Annotated in this window: 15 protein-coding genes; 8 read left to right on the top strand and 7 right to left on the bottom strand. The window is 65.1% G+C overall.

Features of this window, described 5'->3' with window-relative positions:
• Positions 1-13 precede the first annotated feature (13 nt).
• Positions 14-1,564, bottom strand: coding sequence for a murein biosynthesis integral membrane protein MurJ (gene murJ / locus AC3WRR_RS21595; protein ID WP_010815011.1), 1,551 nt, complete (start codon positions 1,562-1,564; stop codon positions 14-16).
• Positions 1,565-1,892: 328 nt separating this feature from the next.
• On the opposite strand from murJ, the gene rpsT reads away from it, so the two are divergent.
• The gene (gene rpsT, locus AC3WRR_RS21590; RefSeq protein WP_010815010.1) at positions 1,893-2,159 is read left to right on the top strand and encodes a 30S ribosomal protein S20; all 267 of its coding nucleotides are present in this window, start codon (positions 1,893-1,895) and stop codon (positions 2,157-2,159) included.
• A 113-nt stretch (positions 2,160-2,272) separates the two neighbouring features.
• Here the strand turns inward: rpsT and AC3WRR_RS21585 are convergent, their stop codons facing one another.
• A complete protein-coding gene (locus AC3WRR_RS21585) occupies positions 2,273-2,572 on the bottom strand; it encodes a DUF3579 domain-containing protein (RefSeq protein ID WP_010815009.1) in 300 nt (99 codons plus the stop codon).
• Positions 2,573-3,010: 438 nt separating this feature from the next.
• On the opposite strand from AC3WRR_RS21585, the gene argF reads away from it, so the two are divergent.
• Positions 3,011-3,934, top strand: a complete 924-nt coding sequence (argF, locus tag AC3WRR_RS21580) for an ornithine carbamoyltransferase (protein WP_035821233.1) — start codon at positions 3,011-3,013, stop codon at positions 3,932-3,934.
• 84 nt (positions 3,935-4,018) lie between these two features.
• Positions 4,019-4,330, top strand: a complete 312-nt coding sequence (gene ppnP, locus AC3WRR_RS21575; RefSeq protein ID WP_010815007.1) for a pyrimidine/purine nucleoside phosphorylase — start codon at positions 4,019-4,021, stop codon at positions 4,328-4,330.
• Positions 4,331-4,363: 33 nt separating this feature from the next.
• Here the strand turns inward: ppnP and murB are convergent, their stop codons facing one another.
• Positions 4,364-5,374, bottom strand: coding sequence for a UDP-N-acetylmuramate dehydrogenase (murB, locus tag AC3WRR_RS21570; protein WP_010815006.1), 1,011 nt, complete (start codon positions 5,372-5,374; stop codon positions 4,364-4,366).
• A 125-nt stretch (positions 5,375-5,499) separates the two neighbouring features.
• Between murB and AC3WRR_RS21565 the strand changes: the two genes are divergently transcribed.
• Positions 5,500-5,985: a YajQ family cyclic di-GMP-binding protein gene (locus tag AC3WRR_RS21565; protein ID WP_010815005.1), complete on the top strand. Its 486-nt coding sequence runs from the start codon at positions 5,500-5,502 to the stop codon at positions 5,983-5,985.
• Positions 5,986-6,037: 52 nt separating this feature from the next.
• On the opposite strand, the gene AC3WRR_RS21560 is transcribed toward AC3WRR_RS21565, so the two are convergent.
• From AC3WRR_RS21560 to AC3WRR_RS21550, 3 genes are all read right to left on the bottom strand, one after another.
• The gene (locus AC3WRR_RS21560) at positions 6,038-6,496 is read right to left on the bottom strand and encodes a DUF192 domain-containing protein (protein ID WP_010815004.1); all 459 of its coding nucleotides are present in this window, start codon (positions 6,494-6,496) and stop codon (positions 6,038-6,040) included.
• Between the two features lie 189 nt (positions 6,497-6,685).
• Positions 6,686-6,889 carry a hypothetical protein gene (locus tag AC3WRR_RS21555; RefSeq protein WP_010815003.1) on the bottom strand — a complete coding sequence of 68 codons (204 nt, stop codon included), beginning with the start codon at positions 6,887-6,889 and terminating at the stop codon, positions 6,686-6,688.
• Between the two features lie 105 nt (positions 6,890-6,994).
• On the bottom strand, positions 6,995-7,657 hold the full coding sequence (locus tag AC3WRR_RS21550) for a pseudouridine synthase (RefSeq protein WP_010815002.1): 663 nt from the start codon (positions 7,655-7,657) through the stop codon (positions 6,995-6,997).
• A 273-nt stretch (positions 7,658-7,930) separates the two neighbouring features.
• On the opposite strand from AC3WRR_RS21550, the gene icd reads away from it, so the two are divergent.
• A complete protein-coding gene (gene icd, locus AC3WRR_RS21545) occupies positions 7,931-9,181 on the top strand; it encodes an NADP-dependent isocitrate dehydrogenase (RefSeq protein WP_010815001.1) in 1,251 nt (416 codons plus the stop codon).
• 148 nt (positions 9,182-9,329) lie between these two features.
• Positions 9,330-9,791, top strand: coding sequence for a VOC family protein (locus AC3WRR_RS21540; RefSeq protein WP_010815000.1), 462 nt, complete (start codon positions 9,330-9,332; stop codon positions 9,789-9,791).
• A 214-nt stretch (positions 9,792-10,005) separates the two neighbouring features.
• Here AC3WRR_RS21540 and AC3WRR_RS21535 read toward each other — a convergent pair whose 3' ends face one another.
• Positions 10,006-10,212, bottom strand: a complete 207-nt coding sequence (locus AC3WRR_RS21535) for a cold-shock protein (protein WP_010814999.1) — start codon at positions 10,210-10,212, stop codon at positions 10,006-10,008.
• A 513-nt stretch (positions 10,213-10,725) separates the two neighbouring features.
• On the opposite strand from AC3WRR_RS21535, the gene clpS reads away from it, so the two are divergent.
• A complete protein-coding gene (gene clpS / locus AC3WRR_RS21530; RefSeq protein WP_010814998.1) occupies positions 10,726-11,052 on the top strand; it encodes an ATP-dependent Clp protease adapter ClpS in 327 nt (108 codons plus the stop codon).
• A complete protein-coding gene (gene clpA, locus AC3WRR_RS21525) occupies positions 11,049-13,343 on the top strand; it encodes an ATP-dependent Clp protease ATP-binding subunit ClpA (RefSeq protein WP_010814997.1) in 2,295 nt (764 codons plus the stop codon). The genes clpS and clpA overlap by 4 nt, the downstream gene beginning before the upstream one ends.
• Positions 13,344-13,389 lie beyond the last annotated feature (46 nt).

Below are 13,389 nucleotides of genomic sequence, written 5' to 3'. Positions count from 1 at the left end.
ATTCGCTGGCCCATCAGCCGGCGCGGCGCCTGAAGGCAGAGTAGCGCAGTCCCATGAGCCACAGTGTACCGAAGTAGACCACCGCTGCAAGTACCAGGCACGAAGCCAGCAGCGCGATGCGCAGCAGCGGCGTCGCGCCCAGCCCGATCCAGTCGAAGTTGCGCGCGAACCAGAGCAGCATGCCGGACAGCAGCAGCACCGAGGCGCACAGCTGCGCCAGGAACAGCCACCAGCCCGGCGCCGGCCGGTACAGGCCGCGCCGGCGCAGGCCGAAGAACAGCAGCAGCGCGTTGATGGTGGCGCCGGCGCTGATCGACAGCGCCAGCCCGGCATGGCCGATCCACGGCACGAACGCATAGTTGCAGGCCTGCGTGATCACCAGCACCAGCAGTGCGATCTTCACCGGCGTGCGGATATCCTGGCGCGCATAGAAGCCGGGCGCCAGGATCTTGATCGAAATCAGCCCCATCAGGCCGACGCCGTACGAGACCAGCGCCTGGCGCGTCATCTCGACCGCGTGGGCGTCGAACTTGCCATAGTTGAACAGCACGGCGGTCAGCGGCGCGCCGAACACGAACAGCCCCACCGCGCAGGGCACCGCCAGCAGGAAGGTCAGGCGCAGGCCCCAGTCGAGCAGGCTCGAGTACTCGGCATGGTCGCCCGAGGCGTTGGCCTTGGACAGGCTCGGCAGCAGGATGGTCCCCAGCGCCACGCCCAGCAGCGCGGTCGGGAATTCCATCAGCCGGTCGGCATAGGTCAGGTAAGAGACGCTGCCCGCGGCCAGCCGCGAGGCGATATTGGTATTGATGATCTGGCTGATCTGCGCCACCGACACGGCCAGCAGCGCCGGCCCCATCTGCCGCAGGATGCGGCGCACGCCGGGATCGGACCACGCCGCGCGCAGGTTGAAGCTCAGCCGCGGCATCACGCCCAGGCGCCGCAGCGCCGGCACCTGGATCGCCAGCTGCAGCACGCCGCCGACCAGCACGCCCCACGCCTGCGCGTAGATCGGCTGGTCCATGTGCGGGCCGACGAACAGGGCCGCGATGATCAGGCACAGGTTGAGCAGCACCGGCGTGAAGGCCGGCACCGCGAACTTGCGCCAGGTATTGAGGATGCCGGACGCCAGCGCCACCAGCGAGATCAGGCCGATATACGGGAACATCACCCGCGTCATGAACACGGCCGCGGTATAGGTCTCGCTTTGCCCGCGGAAGCCGGTGGCGACCGCGGTCATCACCAGCGGTGCCCCGATCACGCCAAGCAGGGACACGCCCATCAGCACCCAGGTCATGACCGTGGCGACGGCGTCGATCAGTGTCTTGGTCGGCTCGTCGCCGCGCTTGGTGTGGTATTCGCCCAGGATCGGCACGAAGGCCTGCGAGAACGCGCCTTCGCCGAAAATGCGGCGCAGCAGGTTGGGAATGCGGAAGGCCACGTTGAACGCGTCGGTCATCTCCGACGCGCCGAAGGCGCGGGCGATCAGGATTTCGCGCACGAGGCCGGTGATGCGCGAGAGCATCGTCAGGCTGCTGATGGTGGCGAGCGCTTTGAGCAGGTTCAAGGTGCGGGTCGGTGCGGGACGGTGGATCGGTGCGGGCGCACCGCATGCCGGGGACGCCACTGAGACGCGGTCCGGGCGATAAAGTTGCCGGCGCGCCACGTGCCCCGGCACAATGTGGCGCTTATTATACGGACCGGCCCGGCGCCCGCCCGGGCCTGAGCTGGCAAAGTGTCCGCCGTGTTGCTTTGTGCGCCGGCATCTGTGTATAATTGCCGATTCACAAGGACAGTTGCGTTCCGGATTCGTGTGTCAGTGCATCCCGGGTCGCTCGATATGACTTAATTGTTGTGTCCCCCGCGGCACGCATCTGAATTCAGGATATTTTTACATGGCAAATTCCGCACAAGCTCGCAAGCGCGCCCGCCAGGCCGTTGCCCAGAACGCTCACAACTCCAGCCTGCGTTCGCGTCTGCGCACCGCCGTCAAGGCCGTCCGCAAGGCCATCGACGCTGGCGACAAGGCCGCTGCCGCCGAGATCTTCAAGAACTCGCAAGCCGTGATCGACAGCATTGCCGACAAGAAGATCGTGCACAAGAACAAGGCTGCACGTCACAAGTCGCGCCTGTCGGCCGCCATCAAGTCGATGGCTGCCTGATCGCTGCCCGGGCCGCCCCGGCGGTCCAGCAGAGGAGGGTGCCCAGGCATCCGCCAATAAAAAAGCTCGTCATCCGACGAGCTTTTTTGCTTTCCGGCGCCAGGCCGGCACGCTTATTCCAGCGAACAGGCTTCAACCAGCTGCAGGTTGTTGTCGCGCGCAAAGTTAAGCACGAAATCCAGCGCCTTGGGTTCAATGTCGCGCAGCCGCACGTCCACCACCACGCATTTGACATTGCCGGCGAAGATCGGCCGCACGTAGGGGGAGTAGGTCAGGCGCGGGTCGCCGCTGTCGCCCTCGGGGCGGAACTGCGCCATCACGCCGCACAGCCGTTCGGCCCAGTCGCTCGGGCGGAAGGTCTTGCCTTCCTTGGTAATGCCTTGGATAAAGAATTCGCGAACGTTGGGGTTCATGAGGCTGGACACTGCGGGTGAGGCGGACGACTCGACGGTAAACCCGCTGGACGGGCGCCCGTTTGACGCGGCCGGGGCGCGTTTGGTTCGCGCTGGTTCCAGCCGGAAGGCGGGGCGTCGGTGTCTTGCGGGGGCACTTTTGATGCCGGCGGCGGGCAGCGGCATGGGTATGCCGGGCCCCGCGTGAATCAGCGGGTATTATATCTTATATAAGAGTTGCGCATAAGGGCGAAATCCTGTCGGGAACCTGTCAGCGGGCCCGGGCAAGTGCAGGGCGCAAGTCCGTGCCGGGTTGTCCCGGACTCGCCAAAGCAGAAATAATCCCTTATGATTCTTGCAGTTAAATTGCGTATGCGACGCGAAAGGCGGCTCCGCGGCGCGCTTGAGTCATGAACACTTCGTGACGGCGCGTCCCCACCGAGCCGCCTTCTTTGTTTTATGAGCTCAACCCCGATCAAGCATTACCTCCAGTTCAGCGACTTCACTCCCGACGAGTATGAGTACCTGCTGGATCGCGCGCGGATCCTGAAGGCCAAGTTCAAGAACTACGAGACCTGGCACCCGCTGCACGACCGCACGCTGGCCATGATCTTCGAGAAGAATTCCACGCGTACGCGCCTGTCGTTCGAAGCCGGCATCCACCAGCTGGGCGGCCACGCGGTGTTCCTGAACACGCGCGACTCGCAGCTGGGCCGCGGCGAGCCGATCGAGGATGCGGCGCAGGTGATCTCGCGCATGGTCGACATCATCATGATCCGCACCTTCGGCCAGGACATCATCGAGCGCTTTGCCGCGCATTCGCGCGTGCCGGTGATCAACGGCCTGACCAACGAATACCACCCGTGCCAGGTGCTGGCCGACGTCTTCACCTACATCGAGCAGCGCGGCAGTATCCGCGGCAAGACCGTGGCGTGGATCGGCGATGCCAACAACATGGCCTACACCTGGATCCAGGCCGCCGAGCGGCTCGGCTTCACCTTCCATTTCTCGGCGCCGCCGGGCTACCAGCTTGATCCGGCGATGGTGCCGGCGTCGGCAGCCGGCCTGGTCAAGGTCTTCGACGATCCGCTAACGGCCTGCCAGGGCGCCAGCCTGGTCACCACCGATGTCTGGACCAGCATGGGCTTCGAGGCCGAGAACGACGCCCGCAAGCGCGCCTTCAAGGACTGGATGGTCACGACCCCGATGATGGACCGCGCCGAGCCCGACGCGCTCTTCATGCACTGCCTGCCGGCGCACCGCGGCGAGGAAGTCGAGGCCGCCGTGATCGACGGTCCCAAGAGCGTGGTCTGGGAAGAGGCCGAGAACCGCCTGCACGTGCAGAAGGCGCTGATGGAATACCTGCTCTGCGGCCGCTACTGAACCAGCGCGGCGCGGGGTGAACAGGGAGGGGCCGCGATGGCCCCTCTTTTTACGTCTTTCGTACAGAAACCCAAGGAGATGGAAGTGAGCCAGTTCGACAACGTGTCGGTCGTCAAGAAAGCCAACCTGTACTTTGACGGCAAGTGCGTCAGCCACACCGTGCTGTTCCCGGACGGCACCCGCAAGACGCTGGGCGTGATCTTCCCGGCCGCGCTGACCTTCAACACCGGCGCGCCCGAGATCATGGAAATCAACGCCGGCACCTGCCGCGTGCGCCTGGCCGGTTCGGAAGACTGGCAGACCTATGGCGCGGGCCAGCAGTTCAGCGTGCCGGGCAACAGCAGCTTCGATATCGAGGTGCAGGAAACGCTGGACTACGTCTGCCACTTCGCGTGACCGGCGCGGCGGGCCGGTCCTGGCCCACCTGCTTTACAGCACTACCGGCTCCGGTTCGATGCGCACGCCAAAGCGCGCCTGCACCGCATCGGCGATGCGGTTGGCCAGTGCCAGCAGCATCGCGCCGGTGCCGCCGCCGTGGTGCACCAGCACCAGCGCCTGCTTGCCGTAGACGCCCACCGGGCCATCGGTCATGCCCTTGAAGCCGCAGCGGTCGATCAGCCAGCCGGCTGCCAGCTTGTACGAGCCGTCCGGCTGCGCATAACTGACCAGGTCCGGGTTGGCCTGCAGCAGCGCGTCGCGCTGCGCCGCGCTGACCAGCGGATTCTTGAAGAAGCTGCCCGCATTGCCCAGCTGTGCCGGGTCGGGCAGCTTGCGCGAACGGATCGCGACCACGGCGTCGCGAATCGTGGCCGCATCGGGCGCAGCCCGGCCATCGAGTTCGCGCGCCAGCTCTCCGTACGACAGCACCGGTTGCCACGCCTTGGGCAGGCTCAGCGTCACCGCCGTGATGATGTAGCGGCCGGCGCCGGCGTGCTTGAACAGGCTGTCGCGGTAGCCGAAGCCGCAGGCCCGCAGGTCCAGCCACACGAATGCGCCGGTGTGGCGGTCATAGGCGCGCACGCCTTCGAAGCGCTCGCGCAGCTCCACCCCGTAGGCGCCGATATTCTGGATCGGCGCCGCGCCCGCGGTGCCGGGGATCAGCGCCAGGTTTTCCAGGCCGGGCATGCCGTCGGCGATGGTGCGGTTGACCAGCGCGTTCCAGTTCTCGCCGGCGCCGGCGGTGACCAGCCAGGCATCGCCAGTCTCCTCCGGCTGGTAGCCGGGGATTTCCATCAGCAGCACCAGCGCGTCCAGGTCGCCGGTCAGTACCACATTGCTGCCGCCGCCCAGGACCACCAGGGGCAGGCCGTCGGCACGCGGGTCGGCCAGGGCCGCGGTCAGGTCGGCTTCGCTGCGCACATGCACCGCAAAGCGCGCGCGCGCGTCGAATCCGAATGTATTGTGGCGACGCAGGGGATAGAATTCGTGGAAATCTGCCATGCAAGGGAAAGGTGACGCGGCCGCCGCTGGAGGGCAAGCGACCCGGAACTGCGAGGTAGGCTGGATTATACGGAAGGCGCCGTGCGCGGCCGGCTTCCGGGCATACGGATCACAAGGAGAATGCAATGCCGTCGTTTGATGTAGTGTGCGAAGCGAACATGGTTGAGGTGAAGAACGCCGTCGAGCAGGCCAACAAGGAAATCTCGACGCGCTTCGATTTCAAGGGCTCGGACGCCCGGGTCGAGCACAAGGAAAATGAACTGACTGCCTTTGCCGACGATGATTTCAAGCTGAGCCAGGTCAAGGATGTGCTGATCAACAAGATGGCCAAGCGCAACGTTGACGTGCGCTTCCTGGACTACGGCAAGATCGACAAGATCAGCGGTGACAAGGTCAAGCAGGTGATCTCGATCAAGAAGGGCGTGACCGGCGACCTGTCCAAGAAGATCGTGCGCATCATCAAGGACAGCAAGATCAAGGTGCAGGCCAGCATCCAGGGCGATGCGGTGCGCGTGTCGGGCGCCAAGCGCGACGACCTGCAAAGCGTGATGGCGATGCTGCGCAAGGACGTGTCCGAGGCGCCGCTGGACTTCAACAACTTCCGCGACTGATTCCTGCCTCCCGCGCCGGCGCTCCTGCCGGCGCCGCCTGGCGCTGCCGCACTCAGCGAGGCTGCGGCAGTCCGCCGATTTTCGCGCCGGCCTTGATGCCTTTCTGCGCGAACCATCCCCTGTTCATTTCCAGCGCATAGCGGATCGCCGCCTTCGGGCAATGATTGCTCTCCGTGCGCGGCGCCATGTCCTCGATATTGACGATGGTGCCGTCATCGGCCAGGAAGGCGATCGACAGCGGCAGCTCGGTGTTGCGCATCCAGAAGCAGTGGCCCGCCTTCTGCTCGAACACGAACAGCATGCCGGCGTTGGGGGCCATGGTCGTGCGGTACATCAGCCCCTGCTCGCGTGCCGCCGGCGTGGCGGCAACCTCGGCCTGGATTGCAAACATGCCTGCGGTGAGCGGCACCACCGGCAGCGCGGCCTGCGCGTGCGCGATCCCGGCGCTCAGCGCGAGCAGGCCGGCAATCGAGGAGCATCGTGACAACAGCGTGTTGGACAGGAAGGACATGGTGTTCAGTCTGAAATGGCGCGGGCAGCGGCAGCCGCAAGCATAGCGCACGCGCAGTGTACCGATGTGCGGCGGGCCGTACGTCGCGCATCACGAGCTGTCGCGGCAACAAAAAAGGCAGGCGCCTGGCGGCAGCCTGCCTTCTCTTTCCTGCCTCGCGAGCGCACGGGGCAGGAAGGGCGCCAGCGATTACTGGGCAGCCGGGGCCGAAGCGGCGGGGGCAGCCTTCTTCTTGCTGTGCTTCTTGCTGGTGGTCTTCTTCTTGGTCGTGGTCTTCGGGGCTTCCTTGGTGGCCGCGGGCGCTGCAGCGTCGGCGGCAGCAGGTGCCGAAGCCTGGGCGAAGGCGCCGGTGGCGAACAGGCCAACAACCAGAGCAGCGATCAGTTTTTTCATGACGTATTACCTCGAAGGATGAGAACAGTCGGAAAGTTTGACGCGTGATAGGACGTGTCCCCGACAAGAACGAGGGCGCTGCCGCCAGCGTTGACCCGCGACTTGTTAGTTTTTGTAACGAGAACGCCGCTTGGTGTCGTTCGCCTGTCTGGTCTTCGAGACATGGGATCGAGGTGCCGGCTCCTGGCGCATGCGCGGTGCTGCCGGTGCCAGTCCCAGTTGCGCCGGCAACACCTCGCAGCAGGCCCCGGGCGCGAGGCCGAGCGCGCGCAGGTCGAGCGGGCCGATCCCGACGCGCACCAGCCGCAATGTGGGAAAGCCGACCGCGGCGGTCATGCGGCGCACCTGCCGGTTCTTGCCCTCGCGGATCTTCAGCTCCAGCCACGCGGTCGGGATCGCCGCGCGAAAGCGCACCGGCGGCTGGCGCGGCCACAGCCAGTCGGGCGCGTCGATGGCGCGTACCCTGGCGGGCTGGGTCACGAAGTCGCCGAGGTCTACCCCGGCGCGCAGCCGGGCCAGCGCGGCGGCATCGGGAATGCCTTCGACCTGGGCCAGGTAAGTCTTCTCCAGCTTGTGGCGCGGGTCGGCGATGCGCGCCTGCAGCGCGCCGTCGTCGGTCAGCAGCAGCAGGCCCTCGCTGTCGGCATCGAGCCGCCCGGCCGGGTAGACGCCGGGCACGCTCACGCACGCGGCCAGCGTCGGGCGCGTCGGGTGTTCCGAGAACTGGCTCATGGTGCCAAACGGCTTGTTCAGGGCAATCAGGGTCATGGGGCGCAAGTATGCCGCAGCGGCGCGCCGGGCCGGGAAATCGGCGGATCTGGGGTCCGGCCCGATTGGCGGATGATGAAAAATTGCTGCATAATACGAAATTAGTCTTGTGTCTTATATAAGACTGAAGGCAGCCCAGGATGGCGCCAGGGTGATGCAATGCAGCACGGGCGCGCAGCAAGGCCCGCTACAATGCCACAGCGCCATCTCCCCGAATCTCGCCGACCGGCCATGAACCGGCGGCAGTCACAACCGTTCCGTACTGGAGACGTCATGTACCAACATATCAAGGTTCCGGCCGGCGAAAAGATCACGGTCAACCAGGACTTTTCGCTGAATGTCCCGGACAATCCGATCATTCCTTACATCGAAGGCGACGGTACGGGCCTCGATATCACCCCGGTGATGATCAAGGTGGTCGACGCGGCTGTGGCCAAGGCCTATGGCGGCAAGCGCAAGATCGCCTGGATGGAGATCTACGCCGGCGAGAAGTCCACCAAGGTCTACGGCCCGGACGTGTGGCTGCCGGACGAAACCCTGGAGGTGCTCAAGGATTACGTGGTCTCGATCAAGGGTCCGCTGACCACGCCGGTGGGCGGCGGCATCCGCTCGCTGAACGTGGCACTGCGCCAGCAGCTGGACCTGTACGTCTGCCTGCGCCCGGTGCGCTACTTCAAGGGCGTGCCCTCGCCGGTGCGTGAGCCGGAAAAGACCGACATGGTGATCTTCCGCGAGAACTCGGAAGACATCTACGCCGGCATCGAATGGGCGGCGGAAAGCGAGCAGGCGAAGAAGCTCATCAAGTTCCTGCAGGACGAGATGGGCGTGAAGAAGATCCGCTTCCCGGCGACCTCGGGCATCGGCATCAAGCCGGTCTCGCGCGAGGGCACCGAGCGTCTGGTGCGCAAGGCGATCCAGTACGCCATCGACAACGACAAGCCGTCGGTGACGCTGGTGCACAAGGGCAACATCATGAAGTTCACCGAAGGTGGCTTCCGTGACTGGGGCTACGAGCTGGCGCAAAAGGAATTCGGCGCCGAGCTGGTCGACGGCGGCCCGTGGTGCAAGTTCAAGAACCCGAAGACCGGCAAGGACATCGTGATCAAGGACGCCATTGCCGACGCCTTCCTGCAGCAGATCCTGCTGCGTCCGGCCGAATACTCGGTGATCGCCACGCTGAACCTGAACGGCGACTATGTCTCCGACGCGCTGGCCGCACAGGTCGGCGGCATCGGCATCGCCCCGGGCGCCAATATGTCTGACTCGGTTGCCATGTTCGAGGCCACCCACGGCACCGCGCCGAAGTACGCCGGCAAGGACTACGTCAACCCGGGCTCGGAAATCCTGTCGGCCGAAATGATGCTGCGTCACATGGGCTGGACCGAAGCCGCGGATCTGATCATCTCGTCGATGGAGCAGTCGATCCTGTCCAAGAAGGTGACGTATGACTTCGCCCGCCTGCTGGAAGGCGCGACGCAAGTGTCGTGCTCGGGCTTTGGCCAGGTGATGATCGACAATATGTAAGCACGGACTCCCGCTGCGGCGGGCGACCTGCCAAGGAAAACCCCGGTGCCGTCTGGTCGGCGCCGGGGTTTTTTCTTGCCCCGGGCGCCACTGTTGCCTAGAACGTCAGGGGTTGGACTGACGGGCCTGGCGGCCCGAGGAGACAGGCATGGACGATCCCTTCCGCCGCACCGCGTTCGGTGCGGCCCTCTTCTACAAGGACCCGCTGGCGGCCCTGGACTGGCTGGAGCGCGCCTTCGGCTTTGAGCGGGTCATGGTGATCCGCGACCAGCAGGACCAGCTGGTGCATTCTGAAATGCGTTTCGGCGACAGCTACCTGATGGTGGGCAGCGAGTGGGCGGACTTTACCGCCAGCCCGGCCTCGATCGGGGGCAAGAATACCCAGACCCTGCACGTGCACCTGCAGGAAGGGCTGGACCAGCATTGCGAGCGCGCCCGCGCCGCCGGCGCCGTGATCCTGCGCGAGCCGCAGGACGAGTTCTACGGCGACCGGACCTACACGGCCCGGGACGCGGAGGGCCATGTCTGGACCTTCGGCCAGACTGTGCGCAAGGTCACCAGGGAAGAGGCCGAGCAGGCCAGCGGGCTGAAGATCGACGGCTGGGCCTGATGGTCCGGACCCGGGGGCCCGGAAAGCAGAAAGCCCGGCGCGAAGCCGGGCTTTCAGTCGGATGTGGTGCGTGCAGCTGATCCGCGCCGGCACCCGCCGCGCCGCCGTGGCGGCAACGCGGGGCGCTGGCATCGATCCCGTCCCGGGGGAGCTCCCCCCACACCCTGGTTGACCGCTCCGCGGCTCTGCGGCCGGGATGCGGTCGCGGCGCGCTTTAGCTGGCGTCCTGGATATTGGTGGCTTGCTTGCCCTTGGGGCCCTGGACCACCTCGAACGAGACGCGTTGACCTTCCTTCAGCGTCTTGAAGCCGGACATCTGGATAGCCGAAAAGTGCGCAAACAGTTCTTCTTCGCCCTCGTCCGGCTTGATGAACCCGAAGCCCTTGGCGTCATTGAACCATTTGACGATACCGCTTGCCATATACTCCCCCACGAAATAGCAGATTTCAAAGCGGGGAAGCCTTGCCGGCCAGACGGCACGGACTGCGGCGCCATGACCTGCCGCGTCCTGAGGCGCGGCCGGCGATGACGCGCGGCGAGGTGCAATCGCGTGGCGGACAGTCTCGATGCTGACTCGCCGCCGCGGCGGCCGTGGCCTCCCTGCTCACGGATCACCTGTCTCGGCTGTTGCTTTGGCTCGTTGGCCGTCGGCAGGTGTGCGAACGATTCTTCTGGCAAAGCAGGATACTGTCAAGTTGGCGGATTCCCCACTGCCAGCAGGGTGTGGCGGGAATGGGACGGCACCTGGTGGTACCTTGGCGGCATGCGCCAGGGCTGCCGTGCTTGCTGTCCCGCCCGCGCCGGCCACGTGCCTTGCAATGCCTCCCGCGTGAAATCCCGCGTCCTTCCACCACCGGAAACAGGTGGCCCGGCTCTTGAATCCGGCGCCTTTTCCCCAAATTGCAGAGTTGCGAGTAAGGGTTAGAATAAAGCCATGGCTACACGGCTTGCGAATGTCCCACAACGCGAAGCGGGCACCATCCTGGAGCGGAAAGAGCAGGCGCTTAAACCGCCCGCCATGTTCAAGGTGGTGCTGCTTAATGACGACTACACTCCGATGGAGTTTGTAGTGATGATCCTGCAGCAGTATTTCAGCAGGGACCGGGAAACGGCGACGCAGATCATGCTCACCGTGCACCGGGAAGGAAAGGGCGTCTGCGGTATCTACACCAGGGATATTGCAGCGACCAAGGTCGAGCTGGTGTCAACGCACGCGCGGCAGGCGGGGCATCCCCTGCAGTGCGTGATGGAGGAAGCATGATTGCGCAAGAATTGGAAGTGAGCCTGCATATGGCGTTTGTCGAAGCCAGGCAGGCACGCCACGAGTTCATTACCGTGGAGCACCTGCTGCTGGCATTGCTCGACAATCCCACGGCAGCGGAAGTCTTGCGCGCCTGCGCGGCCAATATAGAAGACCTGCGCACCAGCCTTAAGAACTTCATCGCGGATAACACGCCGGTAGTGCCGGGTACCGACGAGGTCGATACCCAGCCCACGCTCGGTTTCCAGCGCGTGATCCAGCGCGCGATCATGCACGTCCAGTCCACTTCCAACGGCAAGAAGGAAGTGACGGGTGCCAACGTGCTGGTCGCGATTTTCGGCGAGAAGGATTCGCACGCGGTCTATTACCTGCAGCAGCAGGGCGTGACGCGGCTGGACGTGGTCAATTTCATCAGCCACGGCATCCGCAAGGACCAGTCCGAGCCCGCCAAGCATGGCGATGCCGCCGGCGAAGGCGAGGGCGGCGACGGCAAGGAAAGCCCGCTCGAGCAATACACCCAGAACCTGAACACGCTGGCCAAGGCCGGCAAGATCGACCCGCTGATCGGCCGCGAGAGCGAAGTCGAGCGCGTGGTCCAGGTGCTGTGCCGCCGGCGCAAGAACAACCCGCTGCTGGTGGGCGAGGCCGGCGTCGGCAAGACCGCGATCGCCGAGGGCCTGGCGTGGCGCATCACCAAGAACGAGGTGCCGGACATCCTGGAAAAGGCGACCGTCTACTCGCTCGACATGGGCGCGCTGCTGGCCGGCACCAAGTACCGCGGCGACTTCGAGCAGCGCCTGAAGGGCGTGCTCAAGTCGCTCAAGGATAATCCGAACGCGATCCTGTTCATCGACGAGATCCACACGCTGATCGGCGCGGGCGCTGCCTCGGGCGGGACGCTGGACGCCAGCAACCTGCTCAAGCCGGCGCTGTCGTCGGGCCAGCTCAAGTGCATCGGCGCGACCACCTTCACGGAATATCGCGGCATCTTCGAGAAGGACGCGGCGCTGTCGCGGCGCTTCCAGAAGATCGACGTGGTCGAGCCTTCGGTCGACCAGACCGTGCAGATCCTGCGCGGCCTGAAGTCGCGCTTCGAGGAGCACCACGGCGTCAAGTACGCGGCCTCGGCGCTGACCGCGGCAGCGGAGCTGTCGGCCCGCTTCATCACCGACCGTCACCTGCCCGACAAGGCGATCGACGTGATCGACGAAGCCGGCGCGGCGCAGCGCATCCTGCCGAAGTCCAAGCAGAAGAAGACCATCGGCAAGGGCGAGATCGAGGACATCGTCTCGCGCATCGCACGCATCCCGCCGCAGAGCGTGAACCAGGACGACCGCAGCAAGCTGCAGACGCTGGACCGCGACCTGAAGTCGGTGGTGTTCGGCCAGGACCCGGCGATCGAGGCACTGGCCTCGGCGATCAAGATGTCGCGCGCCGGCCTGGGCAAGACCGACAAGCCGATCGGCTCGTTCCTGTTCTCCGGCCCCACCGGCGTGGGCAAGACCGAAGTCGCCAAGCAGCTCGCCTTCATCATGGGCATCGAGCTGCTGCGCTTCGACATGTCCGAGTACATGGAACGCCACGCGGTGAGCCGCCTGATCGGCGCGCCGCCGGGATACGTCGGCTTCGACCAGGGTGGCCTGCTGACCGAGGCCGTCACCAAGAAGCCGCACTGCGTGCTGCTGCTGGACGAAATCGAGAAGGCACATCCGGATATCTTCAATATCCTGCTGCAGGTGATGGACCATGGTTCGCTGACCGACAACAACGGCCGGCGCGCCGACTTCCGCAACGTGATCATCATCATGACCACCAACGCGGGAGCGGAGACCATGAACCGCGCCACCATCGGCTTCACCAGCTCGCGCGAGCAGGGCGACGAGATGGCTGACATCAAGCGCATGTTCACGCCGGAGTTCCGCAACCGGCTGGATGCCATGATCAGCTTCCGCTCGCTGGACGAGGAAATCATCCTGCGCGTGGTCGACAAGTTCCTGATGCAGCTGGAAGAGCAGCTGCACGAGAAGAAGGTGGAAGCCAGCTTTACCGAGAAGCTGCGCAAGTTCCTGGCGCACAAGGGGTTCGATCCGCTGATGGGCGCGCGCCCGATGCAGCGCCTGATCCAGGACATGATCCGCAAGGCCCTGGCCGACGAACTGCTGTTCGGCAGGCTGGTTTCGGGCGGCAAGGTGGTGGTGGACCTGGACGAGCAGGACCAGATCAAGCTCGATTTCTCCGAGATCGAGCCGGAACCGCCCGAGGCGCCCGAGGAACAGCGCGCAGAAGCCTGAGCGGTTATCGGCCGCGTTGCCAGCAACGTGGCCGGTCATCGGGCAA

The organism is Cupriavidus sp. FW305-3-2-15-C-LB2 (assembly GCF_058787575.1).
Note: the sequence above shows the minus strand (reverse complement) of the source record. Positions and strands in the feature narration are given on the sequence as shown.

Bases quoted from the DNA above. Each gene is read 5' to 3' on its own strand.
- rpsT (WP_010815010.1), top strand. From the start codon at position 1,893: ATGGCAAATTCCGCACAAGCTCGCAAGCGCGCCCGCCAGGCCGTTGCC.
- AC3WRR_RS21585 (WP_010815009.1), bottom strand. From the start codon at position 2,572: ATGAACCCCAACGTTCGCGAATTCTTTATCCAAGGCATTACCAAGGAA.
- argF (WP_035821233.1), top strand. From the start codon at position 3,011: ATGAGCTCAACCCCGATCAAGCATTACCTCCAGTTCAGCGACTTCACT.
- murB (WP_010815006.1), bottom strand. From the start codon at position 5,374: ATGGCAGATTTCCACGAATTCTATCCCCTGCGTCGCCACAATACATTC.
- AC3WRR_RS21565 (WP_010815005.1), top strand. From the start codon at position 5,500: ATGCCGTCGTTTGATGTAGTGTGCGAAGCGAACATGGTTGAGGTGAAG.
- AC3WRR_RS21560 (WP_010815004.1), bottom strand. From the start codon at position 6,496: ATGTCCTTCCTGTCCAACACGCTGTTGTCACGATGCTCCTCGATTGCC.
- AC3WRR_RS21555 (WP_010815003.1), bottom strand. From the start codon at position 6,889: ATGAAAAAACTGATCGCTGCTCTGGTTGTTGGCCTGTTCGCCACCGGC.
- AC3WRR_RS21550 (WP_010815002.1), bottom strand. From the start codon at position 7,657: ATGACCCTGATTGCCCTGAACAAGCCGTTTGGCACCATGAGCCAGTTC.
- icd (WP_010815001.1), top strand. From the start codon at position 7,931: ATGTACCAACATATCAAGGTTCCGGCCGGCGAAAAGATCACGGTCAAC.
- AC3WRR_RS21540 (WP_010815000.1), top strand. From the start codon at position 9,330: ATGGACGATCCCTTCCGCCGCACCGCGTTCGGTGCGGCCCTCTTCTAC.
- AC3WRR_RS21535 (WP_010814999.1), bottom strand. From the start codon at position 10,212: ATGGCAAGCGGTATCGTCAAATGGTTCAATGACGCCAAGGGCTTCGGG.
- clpS (WP_010814998.1), top strand. From the start codon at position 10,726: ATGGCTACACGGCTTGCGAATGTCCCACAACGCGAAGCGGGCACCATC.
- clpA (WP_010814997.1), top strand. From the start codon at position 11,049: ATGATTGCGCAAGAATTGGAAGTGAGCCTGCATATGGCGTTTGTCGAA.